Origin of the sequence: Bradyrhizobium sp. U531 (genome assembly GCF_051710265.1) — a bacterium.
Classification (GTDB): Bacteria; Pseudomonadota; Alphaproteobacteria; order Rhizobiales; family Xanthobacteraceae; genus Bradyrhizobium.
Window position 1 is genome coordinate 219,987 of record NZ_JASVEN010000004.1, and the last position, 15,027, is coordinate 235,013.

Annotated in this window: 16 protein-coding genes; 9 read left to right on the forward strand and 7 right to left on the reverse strand. The window is 64.7% G+C overall.

The window, feature by feature from the left end:
• The first annotated feature begins 131 nt into the window (after positions 1-131).
• A complete protein-coding gene (locus tag QRQ56_RS20615) occupies positions 132-401 on the forward strand; it encodes a hypothetical protein (protein ID WP_438742660.1) in 270 nt (89 codons plus the stop codon).
• A gap of 193 nt (positions 402-594) precedes the next feature.
• Positions 595-1,341: an OmpW/AlkL family protein gene (locus tag QRQ56_RS20620; protein ID WP_438742662.1), complete on the forward strand. Its 747-nt coding sequence runs from the start codon at positions 595-597 to the stop codon at positions 1,339-1,341.
• Positions 1,342-1,432: 91 nt separating this feature from the next.
• Here the strand turns inward: QRQ56_RS20620 and QRQ56_RS20625 are convergent, their stop codons facing one another.
• On the reverse strand, positions 1,433-2,128 hold the full coding sequence (locus QRQ56_RS20625; protein WP_438742663.1) for a DUF1013 domain-containing protein: 696 nt from the start codon (positions 2,126-2,128) through the stop codon (positions 1,433-1,435).
• Between the two features lie 266 nt (positions 2,129-2,394).
• Between QRQ56_RS20625 and ispH the strand changes: the two genes are divergently transcribed.
• The 3 genes from ispH to rnhA are packed head-to-tail and all read left to right on the forward strand — an operon-like array spanning position 2,395 to position 4,802.
• A complete protein-coding gene (gene ispH, locus QRQ56_RS20630) occupies positions 2,395-3,363 on the forward strand; it encodes a 4-hydroxy-3-methylbut-2-enyl diphosphate reductase (RefSeq protein WP_438742665.1) in 969 nt (322 codons plus the stop codon).
• Positions 3,364-3,369: 6 nt separating this feature from the next.
• Positions 3,370-4,353 (forward strand): homoserine kinase, encoded by a 984-nt coding sequence (locus tag QRQ56_RS20635; RefSeq protein ID WP_438742667.1) that lies wholly within the window; start codon positions 3,370-3,372, stop codon positions 4,351-4,353.
• Positions 4,350-4,802: a ribonuclease HI gene (gene rnhA, locus QRQ56_RS20640; RefSeq protein ID WP_438742669.1), complete on the forward strand. Its 453-nt coding sequence runs from the start codon at positions 4,350-4,352 to the stop codon at positions 4,800-4,802. The genes QRQ56_RS20635 and rnhA overlap by 4 nt, the downstream gene beginning before the upstream one ends.
• A gap of 154 nt (positions 4,803-4,956) precedes the next feature.
• On the opposite strand, the gene QRQ56_RS20645 is transcribed toward rnhA, so the two are convergent.
• The 6 genes from QRQ56_RS20645 to QRQ56_RS20670 form a co-directional block, all read right to left on the reverse strand.
• Entirely contained in the window at positions 4,957-5,442 is a 486-nt protein-coding gene (locus QRQ56_RS20645; protein ID WP_438742671.1) for a peroxiredoxin, read from the reverse strand.
• 107 nt (positions 5,443-5,549) lie between these two features.
• Complete coding sequence (locus QRQ56_RS20650) at positions 5,550-6,104, reverse strand: DUF924 family protein (protein ID WP_438742673.1); 555 nt, start codon at positions 6,102-6,104, stop codon at positions 5,550-5,552.
• 9 nt (positions 6,105-6,113) lie between these two features.
• Complete coding sequence (locus QRQ56_RS20655; RefSeq protein WP_438742675.1) at positions 6,114-7,799, reverse strand: long-chain fatty acid--CoA ligase; 1,686 nt, start codon at positions 7,797-7,799, stop codon at positions 6,114-6,116.
• A gap of 190 nt (positions 7,800-7,989) precedes the next feature.
• Complete coding sequence (locus tag QRQ56_RS20660; RefSeq protein ID WP_438742677.1) at positions 7,990-9,450, reverse strand: D-alanyl-D-alanine carboxypeptidase family protein; 1,461 nt, start codon at positions 9,448-9,450, stop codon at positions 7,990-7,992.
• 190 nt (positions 9,451-9,640) lie between these two features.
• Positions 9,641-11,449: a glucan ABC transporter ATP-binding protein/ permease gene (locus QRQ56_RS20665; protein ID WP_438742679.1), complete on the reverse strand. Its 1,809-nt coding sequence runs from the start codon at positions 11,447-11,449 to the stop codon at positions 9,641-9,643.
• A gap of 86 nt (positions 11,450-11,535) precedes the next feature.
• On the reverse strand, positions 11,536-12,588 hold the full coding sequence (locus QRQ56_RS20670) for an ABC transporter substrate-binding protein (RefSeq protein WP_438742681.1): 1,053 nt from the start codon (positions 12,586-12,588) through the stop codon (positions 11,536-11,538).
• A gap of 226 nt (positions 12,589-12,814) precedes the next feature.
• Here QRQ56_RS20670 and QRQ56_RS20675 point away from each other — a divergent pair, with 226 nt between their 5' ends.
• The 4 genes from QRQ56_RS20675 to QRQ56_RS20690 all read left to right on the forward strand — a co-directional run bounded on the left by QRQ56_RS20675 (position 12,815) and on the right by QRQ56_RS20690 (position 15,019).
• Positions 12,815-13,183, forward strand: a complete 369-nt coding sequence (locus QRQ56_RS20675) for a hypothetical protein (RefSeq protein ID WP_438742683.1) — start codon at positions 12,815-12,817, stop codon at positions 13,181-13,183.
• 117 nt (positions 13,184-13,300) lie between these two features.
• Positions 13,301-13,705, forward strand: coding sequence for a phosphoribosyl-ATP diphosphatase (hisE, locus tag QRQ56_RS20680; protein ID WP_438742685.1), 405 nt, complete (start codon positions 13,301-13,303; stop codon positions 13,703-13,705).
• Positions 13,706-13,849: 144 nt separating this feature from the next.
• Positions 13,850-14,452 (forward strand): YqaA family protein, encoded by a 603-nt coding sequence (locus QRQ56_RS20685; RefSeq protein WP_438742687.1) that lies wholly within the window; start codon positions 13,850-13,852, stop codon positions 14,450-14,452.
• A gap of 48 nt (positions 14,453-14,500) precedes the next feature.
• The gene (locus QRQ56_RS20690; RefSeq protein WP_438742689.1) at positions 14,501-15,019 is read left to right on the forward strand and encodes a hypothetical protein; all 519 of its coding nucleotides are present in this window, start codon (positions 14,501-14,503) and stop codon (positions 15,017-15,019) included.
• Positions 15,020-15,027: the final 8 nt, after the last annotated feature.

Consider the following 15,027-nt stretch of genomic DNA (forward strand, 5'->3'; position numbering starts at 1 on the left):
CAACTCGATGACCGCCGCGGCGTACTGGATTCCCCGCCTGCGCGGGGAATGACAGTGTGCCCAGAACACGCACTAGGGACTTACATTCTCCTCATTCCGCGCTAAACAGGGCCGCCAACAAGGGACTTCGTATGCCAGTCGCCGCCGCGCCGCGCCTGCTTGCAGCTGTGCTGCTCGCCACCGCTCTCTCCGCCTGCTCCGCGCGCTACCAGACACCGGTGGCGGTCGGCGGCGATGATGATGATGCGGTCTGCCTGAGCCGGGGCTATGCGCAGGGCTCGCCGGAATACGTGGCCTGCCGCAAGGACCGTGACGTCCAGCGCAATGCCGCCACCGCGCGCGCCGACCGCCGCCAGCGCGATCTCGGCGAGTACATGCTGAACCATCCCGACCGGCCGTGATGTGGGCTGCGGCACTATCTTGCCGCGCCAGTCATCTCGCATGCATCGTGTCCGTGACACATCTGCAACGCCATGGCCAAATCGTGGCGGCATTTGGCTGAATTGATCGAAGTCAAATCCTTCAGCGGTCCCTTTCTGCTCTGACGCTCATGTCGCGCAACGACGCGCGAGAAGAAGGCTGAAGGGGACTGAAATGCAGAGAACGACAAGAAACCTGGCGCGGCTCGCGACCGTTGGTGCGATGATCGCGGGCACGTTTGCATCGGTGCAAGCTGCCGATTTGCCGGTTTACAAGAAGGCGCCGCCGCCGGTGGAGGCGTTCAATCCGTGGATGGTGCGCCTGCGCGTGCTCGGCGTGTTGCCGGATGCCGGCGGTTCGACCGTCAACGTGGCCGGCGTGCCCACGCTGTCCTCGCCGAATTCGGGCCTGTCGATCAGCGACCAGGTCGTGCCCGAGCTCGACATCAGCTATTTCTTCACCAAGAACATCGCGGCCGAGCTGATCCTCGGCGTGACCCGGCACTCGATCAGCGGCACCGGCTCGCTCGCCAACCTGCCGATCGGCAAGACTACGCTGCTGCCGCCGACGCTGACGCTGCAATATCATTTCGACCAGTTCGGCGCGTTCAAGCCGTATATCGGCGCCGGCGTGAACTACACCGTGTTCTTCAACAATTCGGCCGCCAATGCGCCTGCCGCGATCGTCGGCCCGCCCGCGATCGTCGCCACCACCACCAACCTGCATGTCAGCAACGCCTGGGGCGGCGCCGTCCAGTTCGGTTTCGACTACATGATCGACCGGCACTGGGGTCTCAACGTCGACGTCAAGAAGCTCTGGCTGCGTCCCGATTACAGCGCGACCGTCTCCGGCCTTCCGGTTACCGGCACCGCGCATATCGATCCGTGGCTGGTCGGCGCGGGCGTGACGTACAAGTTCTGAGGGACGACGACCGAGGCGACACCCAAAACAAAAGCGCGGCAGGTTTTCCCTGCCGCGCTTTTTGCGTTTGAGGCTGTCGCAGAGAGAAGGACTACTCCTCCTCTTCCTCGTGCTTCTTGCCGCCGAGCGTCTTCAGCTTGGCGAACACGGCATCGACGTTGAGGTCGTCGCTCGACTTTTCCGTCGGCTCGTACTCGTCCTTCTTGGTGGTCTCGGAGGCCGGCAGCAGCGTGGCGCCGCCATAGGCTGCATCGATCGGCTTTTCCTTGGCCGCGCGCGCGACTTCGAAATCGAGCTCGATCTGCGAGCAGAGGCCGAGCGTGACGGGATCGATCGGGGTCAGCTGCGACGTGTTCCAGTGGGTGCGGTCGCGCACGCTGGCGATGGTGCTCTTGGTGGTGCCGACCAGGCGCATGACCTGGGCGTCCTTGAGCTCCGGGTGGCTGCGCAGCAGCCAGAGGATGGCGCTCGGGCGCTCGTGGCGGCGCGAGACCGGGGTGTAGCGCGGGCCCTTGCGCTTGGGCTGGGGCGGCAGCACCACCTTGCTCTCCTGGAGGCGGAGCCGGTAATCCGGGTTCTTCTCGCCCTTCTCGATCTCCTCGCGGGTCAGCTGGCCGTTCGAGAGGGGGTCCATGCCCTTGATGCCCTGGGCCGCATCGCCATCGGCAATCGCTCGCACTTCGAGGGGGTGCATCTTGGTGAAATCGGCGACCTGGTCGAAGGTCAGCGCGGTGTTGTCGAGCAGCCAGACGGCGGTCGCCTTGGGCATCAGAGGTGCGTTGCTCATGGCAAATCTCCTTTGTGCTTCGCCCACCCCTTTGGAGGCGAAACCGGTGGTCATCAGCGATGACAGGGAATTCGCGCTATATAAGCCCGGAGGGGGTAGCCACGCAATGGTTCTGCTATAGATAGTGCCTTGACAGCGCCCGAAAGGGGGCCCAATTCCCTTGGAAATCGCGGTATAGTTCTAGCCGGCCGTTTTAAGCCCCATTCCTTCCCATCGACCGCCCCCGCCAGAAGGCGAAACGGGTGATTCGGTCCCGAGATCGCTCAATGTCAGCCAAACCAGACCTTAAGATCGTGCTTTGTTCTCCCCGCGGCTTCTGCGCCGGGGTGGTCCGGGCGATCGACACCGTGGAACGGGCGCTCGATAAATACGGCGCCCCCGTCTATGTTCGCCACGAGATTGTGCATAACAAATACGTCGTCGACGGGTTGAAGAAGAAGGGCGCCATCTTCGTCGAAGAGCTCGCCGAAATTCCTGAGAATACCACCGCGCCGGTCGTATTCTCGGCCCATGGCGTGCCGAAATCGGTTCCGGCCGATGCCTCGTCCCGCAACCTGTTCTCGCTGGATGCGACCTGCCCGCTGGTGACCAAGGTGCACCGCGAGGCCGCGATCCATTTCAAGCGCGGCCGCGAAATCTTCCTGATCGGCCACTCGCACCATCCTGAAGTGGTCGGCACGCTCGGCCAGCTTCCGGTCGGCGCCGTGACCCTGATCGAGACCGCCGAAGACGCCAAGACGATCGTTCCGAAGAACCCCGACAACATCGCCTTCGTGACCCAGACCACGCTGTCGATCGACGACACCGCGGAGATCGTGGCGCTGCTCAAGGAGCGCTTCCCGAACATCAACGGCCCGCACAAGGAAGACATCTGCTACGCGACCACCAACCGCCAGCTCGCGGTGAAGAAGGTGGCGCCGGTGGTGGATGCCTTGATCGTGGTCGGCGCGCCGAACTCGTCGAACTCTCAGCGCCTGCGCGAAGTCGCCGAGCGCGAGGGCTGCGGGATCGCGGTGCTGGCGCAGCGTGCCGCCGACATCGACTGGACCAGGTTCGGCAACATCAAGAGCCTCGGCATCACCGCGGGCGCATCTGCGCCGGAAGTGATCGTCGAAGAGATCATGGACGCCTTCGCCGAGCGTTACACGCTGCACGTGGAGACGGTCTCGGCCGCGGAAGAGAACGAGTTCTTCCCGCTGCCGCGTCAGGTGCGTCCCGAAGCTGCCGCCGAGTAGACTTTTATGGCGGTCTACACCGACGTCGCCGCCGACGAGCTTGCGGATTTCCTGAAGCAATATGATCTCGGCGAATTGCTCTCCTACAAGGGCATCGCCGAAGGCGTCGAGAACACCAACTTCCTGCTGCATACGACCAAGGGGTCGTTCATCCTCACGCTCTATGAAAAGCGCGTGGCGAAGAACGATCTGCCGTTCTTCCTCGCGCTGATGACGCATCTGGCCGAGCACGGCGTCAGCTGCCCGCTGCCGGTGAAGGCGAAAGACGGCGAGGCGCTGCGCGAACTGGCGGGGCGCCCCGCCGCGATCATCACCTTTCTCGAAGGCATCTGGCCGCGGAAGCCGAACGTCGTGCATTGCGCCGGCGTCGGCGAGGGGCTCGCCACGATGCATCTGGCCGGCGCCGGTTTCGCGGTTCGGCGCGCCAACGCGCTGTCGGTCGCGGGCTGGCGGCCGCTGTTCGATACGGCCTCGAGCCGCGCCGACGAGGTGCAACCGGGCCTGCGCGCGTTTCTCGCCGCCGAGCTCGATTATCTCTCGGGCGGGGTGTGGCCGACCAATCTGCCCGAGGGCGTGATCCACGCCGACCTCTTCAACGACAACGTCTTCTTCCTCGGCGACAAGCTCTCGGCGATCATCGACTTCACCTTCGCCTGCAACGACATGCTGGCCTATGACGTCGCGATCTGCCTCAACGCCTGGTGCTTCGAGCCGGATCACTCCTTCAACGTCACCAAGGCGCGCGCCTTCCTCAATGCCTACCAGCGTGTGCGCAAGCTCTCCGAAGCCGAGGAAGCCGCGCTGCCGCTGCTGGCGCGCGGTGCCGCGATCCGCTTCCTGCTGACGCGCCTGGTCGATTGGCTCAACGTGCCGCCGGGAGCGCTGGTGAAGCCGAAGGATCCCCTGGAATATGTCCGCAAGCTGCGCTTCCACCAGAGCGTGGGAAGCGCGCGCGACTATGGGCTGATGCCCTCGGGGCTGGTGGCGTGAGCGAGCTTCCCGTCGTCACGATCTATACCGACGGCGCCTGCTCGGGAAATCCCGGGCCGGGCGGCTGGGGCGCGATCCTGAAGTTCGGCGACAAGGAAAAAGAGCTGAACGGCGGCGAGCGTCACACCACCAACAACCAGATGGAATTGATGGCGGCGATCTCCGCGCTGGAAGCGCTGAAGAAGCCGTGCACCGTCGATCTCTACACCGACAGCCAATATGTCCGTCAGGGCATCACGGGGTGGATCCACGGCTGGAAGCGCAACGGCTGGCGCACCGCCGACAAGAAGCCGGTGAAGAATGTCGAGCTATGGCAGCGGCTCGATGCGGCGCTGAAAGCACACGAGGTGCGCTGGCACTGGGTCAAGGGCCACGCCGGCCATCCCGAGAACGAACGCGCCGATCAGCTCGCGCGGGACGGCGTCGCGATGGCGCGGTTGAAGGCGTAGACGTCGCCCCATTTTTGACTGTCATCGCCCGGCTTGACCGGGCGATCCAGTACGCCGCAGCAGTCGTTATGAACCTCGAAGTCTCTGGAATACTGGATGCCCCGCCTTCGCGGGGCATGACAGTGTCATTTGTGGCCCGAGAGCCGCGACGGCCTCAAAGCTGCCCGAGCAGCGTATCGCCGCCGGAGACTTCGACCTTGCCGGGCATCGCCTCGAGGTTCAGCTTCTTGACCACGCCGTCCTCGACCAGCATCGAATAGCGCTTGGAGCGGATGCCGAGGCCGTTGCCGGAAGCGTCCAGCTCCATGCCGATCGCCTTGGCGAAGTCGGCATTGCCGTCGGCGAGGAAAATCGCCTCGTCGCGCTGGTCGGTGTCGCGCTTCCAGGCGTTCATGACGAAGGCGTCGTTGACGGAGACGATGGCGATGGTCTCGACGCCCTTGTCCTTCATGGCGTAGGCGTTGAGGAAGATGCTCGGCAGATGCATCTTGTGGCAGGTGCCGGTGTAGGCGCCGGGCACGGCGAACAGCGCCACCTTCTTGCCCTTGAAGATATCGTCGGTGGTCTTCACCTGCGGGCCTTCCGCCGTCATCACGCGGAATTTCGCCTCGGGCAGCTTGTCGCCAATTTGGATCGCCATTGTCAGTCTCCCTGAAAATCGGTCCCGCTTTTTAGACCGTGCGGCGGGCCTGCACAATATTGCCGGCGCGGAAACGGCGGAGCCTGCGGCCCTTCACCGATATGTCATCAGCCCGAAAAGCCGCCGCCGTCGAGGAAGGCTTGCTCGTCCGCGCTGCTGTCGCGGCCGAGCAGGCGGTTGCGATGGGGAAAGCGGCCGAACCGCTGGATGATGTCGGCGTGCTCCCGGGCGTATTTCAGGTTCTCGGTGTTGTCGGTGCCCTGAAACAGGGCAACGCAGTGCAACTGGTCGGGCAGGTGCTCTGAATGCATGAAGGGCATGTAGATAAATTCGAGCAGGATCGGGTCGATCCTCTTATCGACACCCCGCGCGATGGCGTGGCGGGCGACGTCGCGCGCCAGCGCGTCACTGGCAAAGGCCTGCGGCGTGCCGCGGAACATGTTGCGGGGAAACTGGTCGAGCACGATGACGAGCGCGAGCGTGCCCTCGTCGCTGTCCTCCCATGATGCCAGCTCGCCGGCGATCGCCTTCTCCCAGAGCGGCAGAAAGCGGCGCCTGACCTCGGCATCGAAAGCGTCATCGCGCTTGTACCAGCGCTCGCGGCTGGCCTCGCGCCAGAAGGCGAGAATGCCCGATGGCGCGATGTCACCGACCCCGGTCATGAGACGCGCTTATGCCGCCTGGGCCTTCTTCTCGTCGCGCAGCTCGCGTCGCAGGATCTTGCCGACATTGGTCTTCGGCAGGTCGCTGCGGAATTCGATGTGCTTGGGCACCTTGTAGCCGGTGAGCTGCTCGTGACAGAACTTGATCACCGCCTCGGCCGTGAGGTTCTGATCCTTCTTCACCACGAAAGCCTTCACCGCTTCGCCCGACTTGGAATCGGGGATGCCGATCACGGCGCATTCGAGCACGCCCGGATGGCTCGCGATCACTTCCTCGATCTCGTTCGGATAGACGTTGAAGCCCGAGACCAGGATCATGTCCTTCTTGCGGTCGACGATCTTGGTGTAGCCCTTCTCGTCCATCACGCCGATATCGCCGGTGCGGAAATAGCCGTCCGCGGTCATTACCTTGGCGGTCTCCTCCGGCCTGTTCCAGTAGCCCGACATCACCTGCGGACCCTTGGCGCAGATCTCGCCGGCCTGGCCGAGCGGCACCTCGTTGCCGTCGTCATCGCGGATCGAGATGTAGGTCGAGGGCACGGGAATGCCGATCGAGCCCGAGAATTCGGTCGTGGTCGCGGGATTGCAGGTCAACGTCGGCGAGGTCTCCGACAGGCCGTAGCCTTCGGCGATGAAGCAGCCGGTCACCGCCCTCCACTGCTCGGCCACAGGGCGCTGCACCGCCATGCCGCCGCCGTTGGAGATCTTCAGCTTGGAGAAGTCGAGCTTCTTGAAATCGGGATGGTGCATCAGGCCGTTGTAGAGCGTGTTGACGGCCGGGAAGCTGTTGACCTGGTACTTCGCCAGCTCCTTGACGAAACCCGGAATGTCGCGCGGGTTCGGGATCAGGAGATTGCAGCCGCCGGCGCGCACCGCGAGCAGGTAGCAGGCCGTCAGTGCGAATATGTGGTAGAGCGGCAGCGCGCAGACGATCATGAGCTGGTCGACATGCGGCGGCGAGGCGAGTGCCGGCTGCAGCCAGGCGTCGTTCTGCAGGACGTTGGCGACGATGTTGCGGTGAAGCAGGGTGGCGCCTTTCGAGACGCCGGTGGTGCCGCCGGTATATTGCAGGAAGGCGACGTCGCCGGGCGAGAGCTTGGGCTTGTTGAAGGTGATGCCGCGTCCGGCGGACACCGCGTCGTTGAACGAGACCGAGCCGGGCAGCGACCACGCCGGTACCATTTTCTTGACGCGGCGGACGACGAGATTGACGATCACGCCCTTGAAGCCGAGCAGGTCGCCCATACTGGCGACGATGACGTGCTTCACGCCCGTCCTGGCGATCACCTGCTCGACGGTGTGCGCGAAGTTCTCGAGAACGATGATGGCTTCAGCGCCGGAATCCTTGAGCTGGTGCTCGAGCTCGCGCGGCGTGTAGAGCGGATTGACGTTGACCACCGCGAAACCGGCGCGCAGCACGGCCGCTGTCGCCACCGGATATTGCAGCACGTTCGGCATCATGATGGCGACGCGGGCGCCGCGCTGCAAGCCGCGGCCCTGCAAATAGGCGGCGAGCGCAACCGACATCTGGTCGAGGTCGCGGTAGCTGATCGACTTGTCCATGCAGATGAACGCCTTGCGGTCGGCGAACTTCGTGAAGCTCTCCTCCAGCAGGTCGACCAGCGATGCGTATTGGGTCGGCTCGATATCGGCAGGCACGCCGGGCGGATATTGCTTGAGCCAGATGCGCTCCATGGAAAACTCCCCTCAATTTACCAGAGCCCGCTGTGTCTCGGGCTTGCCTCATTGCCGCCAGTATCGAGCCTGCCGGAACGGGTGGCAAGCCGTGGTGGCTTAGGGCAAAGGTCGGGAAGTGGCTACTGGAATCGTCGCAAACGACGCTGCCGCAGGTGCGAAGCGCCGGCCGTCTTTGTGAGCGGCGCCGTTAACTGTTGTTGGCCGGCTTGGCGGGCTTGGTCGCCGCCTTGGGCTTGGCGGCCGCAGGCTTCTCGGCGGGCTTTGCCGGCGTATCGTGCTTGGGCGTCGCTGCCGCATGCTTGGGCGCTGCCGGCTTCGCGGCAGTCTTCGTGTCGTTCTTGGCGTCGCTCTTACCAGCGCCTTTGGCTTCAGCCGGCTTTGCAGCGGCCGTCTTGGTGTCCTTGCCCGCGTCCTTCGGCTTGTCGGCCGCATCGGGCTTCTTGGCCACGCGCGACTTCTTGCCACGCGGCTTGGACGCCGTCTGCTGGTCGGCATCGGCCGCGACTGCCGCAATGAGGGCGGTGCCGGTGCGGGTCGGGCCGGTATAGACCAGCACGGGCTCGGTCGCCGCCGGCGCCGAGGCCATCAGCTCGGACGCCTTCATCAGGGGCGGCTGCAGGCCGGCGGTGAAGAAGGTCACCTGGGCTTCGCCACCGGTGGCCGAGGCCGATCCCGACGTGCCGCCATTGGCTGCGATCAACGCATCGTCATCGTCACTGGCGGGCCGCTTGCGATGGCCGCCGCACATCTCGTCGCGCAAATTCGGCGGCGAGGCATCGACCGGCACGAGGTTCTCGACCGTGCCGAGCGAGGGGCGCAGCCATGTCAAATTATCCTGGCTGAAGCCGCGCTCCAGCAGCTGCGCCGCCTTCACCGCGCGCGCGGTGCCGGAATTGGAGCCGAGCACCACCGCGATCAGCCGGCGGCCGTTGCGCGTGGCCGAGGCGACGAGATTGTAGCCGGAAGCGCAGATGAAGCCGGTCTTGAAACCGTCCGCGCCGGGGTAGCGGCCGATCAGCTTGTTGAAATTGCCGGTGACGCGCTTGCCGAAGCGGATCGCCGGGATGTGCACGAAATATTCGTATTCCGGCAGGTCGCGCAGGAAGGAGCGCGCGAGAATGCCGAGGTCGCGCGCCGAGGTGATCTGGCCGTCCGCGGGCAGGCCGTTCGGATTGACGTAGCTGGTCTGCGTCATGCCGAGCTTCCTGGCGGTGTCGTTCATCATCACCGAGAAGCCGTCGATCGAGCCGCCGACGCCTTCGGCAAGCACCACGGCCATGTCGTTTGCCGACTTGACCATCATCATCTTCAGCGCGTTGTCGACGGTGAGCTGCGTTCCCGGCCGGAACCCCATCTTCGAGGGCGATTGAGAGGCCGCCGTCGGCGAGACCGTGAGCAGCGTGTCGAGCGTCAGCCGGCCGTCCTTGACCGCCTTCAGCGTCACATAGGCGGTCATGATCTTGGTGACGGAAGCCGGATACCAGGGAACCGTGGCGTTGTCGGCCTGCAATACCTTGCCGCTCTCGGCCTCGATCAGCAGCAGCGCTTCTGCGCTCGCCGCGCGCGGCGCGAGCAGCGCTGTACATGCGAGCGCCGCGGCGCACAGGTTGAACAAGGATTTGCGAAGCAGCGGGCGTAGGGCGTGCACTATCCGATTCCGGTCCTTGGAGATCCGCCGGGTTCCGGGCAGCTCTCGTGATCTGATTGTCGGTTCTGAAATTCAGCGCCGCCGCTTGCGGCGCCGCAAACCTATACCGGCTGGTGCGTCGAGAATAGGGGGCTCGGCGCGGTATTCCGCGATGAAATAGGCCGAATTTCGACGGTCCTGTGAGGACTTGTTAGGGGGATTTGGCAGCCGTCGCGGCGGCCTCAGCAGCCGTCACGCTGGCCCGTGCGTTCGCCTGAGCATTTTCCTGCACCATGAACTGAGCCCTGGCCAGCTCGGCAAAATGGCCGCCTTTGGCCACGAGTTCATCGAAAGTTCCACCTTCGATGACGCGGCCGTTCTCGAACACCAGGATCCGCGTGGCATTGCGGATGGTGGAGAGGCGATGGGCGATCACGAAGGTGGTGCGACCCTTCATCACTTCGTCGAGAGCAGCGTTCACCTTGGATTCGGTGACGGCGTCGAGCGCGCTGGTGGCCTCGTCCAGGATCAGGATCGGCGGGTCCTTCAGCAGCGCGCGGGCGATCGACAGACGCTGCCGCTCGCCGCCGGACAGCATGCGGCCACGCTCGCCGGCATTGGTCTCGAACCCGCCGCTGCGCTCGATGAATTCGAGCGCCTGTGCGCGCTCGGCCGCCTTGCGCATCTCGGCCTCGGTCGCGTCGGGCTTGCCGACGCGCAAGTTCTCCGCGATCGACCGGTTGAACAGCAGCGCCTCCTGGAACACCACGCCGATGTTCCGCCGCAGCGAGGTCAGCGTGACGCCGCGCACGTCCATGCCGTCGATCTTGATGAATCCGGATTGCGGATCGAAGGCGCGATGCAAGAGCGCGATCGCGGTCGACTTGCCGGCGCCGGTCGGGCCGACCAGCGCGATGGTCTGGCCGGGCAGCGCGGTGAAGGTGAGGTCCTCGATCGCCGGCCGCTTGCCGTCATAGGAGAAGGTGACGTCGTTGAACTCGACGAGGCCGGAGAGCCTGCCGGCATCGATCGCGTCGGGCCGGTCGTGCACCGCGGGCACGGCATCGAGCACGTTGAAAAATTCGCGCAGGCGCGGTGCTTCCATGAACACGTTGTTGATGAAGCTCACGACCTGCTCGAGCTTCTGGATCAGCATCGTCGCGAAGCTCACGAACATCACGATCTCGCCGACCGAGGTCAGCCCCTGGTCGTGCAGGGCGATGCCCAGCGAGAAGATCGCGAGCACCGTGATGGTGGTGGAGGCGCGCGTGATCACGGTGACGAGCGCCCACCACGACAGCACCGGCATCTGCGCGGCCAGCAGATCGTCGGCGACGGAGCGCAGCCCCTTCACCTCGGATTCGACGCGCACGAAGCTCTGCACCAGCGCGACGTTGCCGAGCGCATCCGAGGCGCGCGCGGAGAGCTCGCTGTAGTGCTCCTCGACCTCCATCTGCATGCCGAAGGTCTTGCGCACCACGAAGGTGGTCAGTGCGGTGAAGACGATGCAGAGCACGAACAAGAGGATCGCGAGCCGCCAGTTCAGGTAGAGCGACAGCGGCAGCAGCACCACGACGGAGAGGATCGCGGCGAAGTGCTCGCGGAAGAAGCCGAGCCACAGCCGCCACAGGGCATCGGTGCCGTTGAGCATCACCTTCATCAGCCGGCCCGAATGGGTGCCGGAGTGGAAGGTCAGCGGCAGTTGCATGATGTGCTCGAAATAGTCGGTCAGCACCGCCTGGCGCTGGCGGTGCGAGAGCCGGTCCGCCTGTAGGGCCACCAGCGCGCTGCACAGGATGGTGAAAAGCCCGAACGCCACCCAGGCCACGAGGAACGGCCAGGCCGAGTTCGACCCGGCCACCGACTTGCCGGAGAGCACGTCGACGATCCGGCCGAACAGCACGGGTTCGGCGAATTGCGAGGCTGCCAGCAACAGATTGGCGACGGCGAGCAGCCAGCCCAGCCGCGCCTCCTTGCCGAGCAGCTCGAGAACACGGGTGTAGAGACGGAGGATGGACATGCGGGCGAGGAACTCGAGCGGAATGACGGGGCCCGTATTCTAAGCAGGGATCGCACGCCAGATACAGCGGAAGCTGTCAGTTTTTCTCAATTGACCAGCCGCCCTGCGACCGGCGGCAGGAACCGGTCGTCGAAGATGTCGCTCGCGGCCGGCCGCTTGCGGAATTTAAAGTCCTGCGCGATCTGGTCGATCGAGCGCTCCAGGCGCAGTGGCTCGATACCGCCGAGACCGTTGCGCTTGACCTCATCGGTCAGGACGTTGTCCGCTAGCACGGCGCGCAGGCGCTCCAGCTCGAGGTCGCGGTCACCGCCGTCGATGCGGCTCGCGGCCTCGTCCGCTGCCCGCGCCGGCTCTTTTACGGTCGCGGCGACGCCGCCGATCAAGGCGCGGACGAAGCCTTTCACGGCGTCAGGCTTTGCAGCGGCAAAGGCGGCATTGGCCACCACGGCAAAGCCATAGGCCTCGCAGCCATAGTCGGCGTAACGCAGCACGACGAGATCGGCGCCGGGCACGCCGCGATCGCGCAAATTCACCGCCGAGAGATAGCTGAAGCCCGCGACGGCATCGACCTGTCCCGCGGACAGGATCGGCTCGCGGACGGCGGCGCTGATCTTGTGGAATTTGACGTGCGACGTCTTGATGCCGTTCTGCTGCGCCAGTGCCGGCCAAAGCCGCATCGAAAGGTCGCCGTCGGCGACGCCGACTGTCTTGCCGTCGAGATCGGGCAAGACATTGATGCCGCGGCTCTTGCGCGCGACGATCGCATAGGGCGCGCGGTTGAACAGCACGAACACCGCCTTGATGGGCGAGGCGTCCTCCTTGTCGCGAAACCGGATCAGCTCGTTGATGTCGACGAGCGCGAGCTCGCTGTCGCCCTTGGCGACGCGTGCGAGCGCCTCCGGCGATCCGGCCGCGCTGCTGAAGGTCACGTTGAGACGCTCCGTGCTGAACCCGCCATCCTTCGCCGCAAGGAAGAACGGCGCCATGCTCGCATCGAACGGGCGGTCGAAGGTGAAGTGGATCGCAACGGAGGACGATGCAGCGGGCTCGGCCGCGCGGACATCGCGTGCAATCAGTGTCGCAAGCGAGAGCGAGAGAGCCAGCAGGCAACGAAGCGCGATCGTCTTGAAGTCCGACATCAGTTGCGCCGGTCCCGCATTGTTATGGTTTGGTGACGCTTGCAGCGCCGGCTGGCGTTCAGTCTCCCCCGGCCAACATGAACGGAGGATGAGCGGCGCTTGCGTCACGATTACGCAACCCCGTTCAGCTTGTGTTGGGGTTGGGGAACCCATCTTAGGGCAGAGGTGTTGAGAGGCATGAGCCTGTCTTAAGGCACCAATTCAGGTCCCAAGGAGGGTCCAGGACATGTTTGACAGCTTTTCGAAGTTTACCGGCCGTAAGGCCGTTCTTGCCACCGCCGCTGTGCTGGCGTTGACCGCAGTTGCTCCGACGGCGTCCTATGCCGGCGGTCGTCACTGGCATGGCGGAGGCGGCGCGGCTTTCGCCGGCGCGGCCATCGCCGGCGCCATCGGCACCGGCCTTGCGATCGCCGCGACGCGTGACGCCTATGCTTACGACGCGCCCGCTTACTACGGCGGCGGCCCGGTCTACTATGACGAAGGTCCGGTCTATTACGGCGGCGACTCCTATATCGGCCCGCGCCCGTACCACCGCTGCGGCGGCCCCTACCAGTCTGCCCAGGGCGGCCAGGGTAATCTCTCGACCTGCTACTAAGCAGCGCGGCCGAGCTTAACCTGAACGGGCCGTCGCGCTTGCCGCGGCGGCCTGTTTTCTGCTTTTATTGCCGTGCGTTAACACGCCCGCCATTTGTTTAGAGTAGTTTTGAGTACCATGAGTGATTCGCTTGAGCGGCTATATCTGGCTGTGCTCGCGGCCAGAGATCTTGATCCGGCAACATCGCGGACGGCCCGGCTGTTTCAGCGCGGGCCCTCGAAAATGGCAAAGAAGCTCGCCGAAGAGGCCATCGAGGTCGTGATCGATGCCGTCAATGGCGACACTGACGCCGTGATCCGGGAAAGCGCCGACCTCCTCTATAATCTCACCGTGCTCTGGGCCTCCGCCGGCGTGCGCCCCGAGGATGTCTGGCGCGAGATGACGCGGCGGGAAGACATGCTCGGTATCGCCGAGAAGCTGCCGAAATCATCGATGAAGCTGCCCAAGGTCGCGTCACCGCGCGTGGCCGCCAGGCGGCCAATTGTCGCGCTCGAGGGCCGTGCCTCGCGCAAGCGCCACTAAAGCGCGATGAGCCCAGGGCGATTGCTCATCGCGCCGTAGCCTCTTGTTTGAGCGTCATCTTTTCGGGAAACTGCGGCGCGCCTTTCCCAATCATGCTCGAAACGTCATAATTCACATCAATCTCGGCATGGACAAATCCGTCCCATGGTGCTTCATCGCGGCGCCATGCTGAAACGTATCTACGACTGGTGCATCGACGCCGCCCATAAGCCCTACGCGCTCTGGATCATGGGAGCGGTGTCTTTCGCCGAAAGCTCCTTCTTTCCGGTCCCGCCGGATGTGATGTTGATCCCGATGTCCCTGGCGCGCCCGCAGCGCGCCTGGGTCTATGCAATGGTCTGTACCATCACCTCGGTGCTCGGCGGCCTGGTAGGTTACGCCATCGGCGCGCTGTTGTTCGATTCGGTCGGCCAGTGGCTGATCCAGGTCTACGGCCTCGGCGGCAAGGTCGATGCCTTCCGCGCCTCCTATGCGGAATGGGGCGCAGTGATCATCCTGCTCAAGGGGCTGACGCCGATCCCCTACAAGCTCGTCACCATCACCTCGGGCTTCGCCGGCTACAATCTCATCCTATTCACCCTGTGCTCGATCGTGGCGCGCGGCGGGCGCTTCTTCATCGTCGCGATCCTGCTCAACCGCTACGGCGACTGGATCCGGGTCAAGATCGAGAAGCATCTCGGGCTCGTGGTGGCGGTCGGTGCCGCGGCGCTGGTGCTCGGTTTCGTCATCGCCATCAAGCTGATCTAGCGGCAAGGCGGCTTTGCCGCCGCGCCGGCTTCGGCTACGGTTGTCGTCATGATGGTTCGATCCGGCAATCCCGCCTCGCGGCTCGGGACGCTGATGTCAGCACTGCTGATCCTGCTCGGTGCCTGCGGGACCGGGTGGGCGCAATCGGCGCCGCCGTCGCTTGGCTTGCAGGAGCAAGGGCCGCAGGCTCCGCCGCCGCCCTCGACGCCCGCGCCTGCAGAAAATCCCGGGCTGCTCAACGAAATGGGCAAGCTGTTCGACAAGCTGCCCTCGATCCTGCCGCCGATCAAAAGCCCCAGCGAGACCATGAACGACCTGTCGCGACTGGCCAAGCCCTCGACCATGGTGTCGGGGCGCGTCGCCTGTCCGGCCTCGTCGAACGGCGCGCCCGATTGCAAGCAGGCCGCCGACCAACTCTGCCAGGGCAAGGGCTACAAGGAAGGCAAGAGCCTGAGCGCCGATTCCGCCGAGAAATGCTCGGCCAAGGTTCTCATCCCGGGCCGGCAACGCAAACCGGACGACTGCCGCACCGATACTTTCGTGACCAGCGCACTGTGCCAGAACTGACGTGACGA